The organism is Mycobacterium sp. UM_Kg1 (assembly GCF_000972925.1).
In the GTDB taxonomy this organism is placed as follows: domain Bacteria; phylum Actinomycetota; class Actinomycetes; order Mycobacteriales; family Mycobacteriaceae; genus Mycobacterium; species Mycobacterium hiberniae.
In genome coordinates this window covers 1-252 of the sequence record NZ_JRMK01000385.1, presented here as the reverse complement: position 1 = coordinate 252, position 252 = coordinate 1, and the positions used below count along the sequence as shown (strand labels likewise).

Genomic DNA, 252 nt, shown 5'->3' with positions numbered 1-252 from the left:
CTGGGCGACGCGACTCTTGCGGGCCTGCTGGGCAACTTCGGCATCGGCGGCTTTTTCCTTCCCGGCCTGCTGGAGAGCCTGGGTCTGGGTGATGTCACGCTCGCGGGGGTGCTCGGCAACCTGGGCGTGGGAGATCTGACGCTGGGCGAGCTGCTCAGTGGTCTGGGGACCGGCAACTTCACGCTGTCGGGTCTGTTGGCCAATCTGGGTCTGGGCGACGCGACGCTGCCGGGGTTGTTGACCGATCTGGGC

At 67.5% G+C, this 252-nt stretch carries 1 pseudogene; it reads left to right on the top strand.

Going from position 1 to position 252, the window contains the following annotated elements:
- A pseudogene (locus tag LI92_RS24125) lies at positions 1–252 on the top strand (hypothetical protein); the annotation flags it as partial.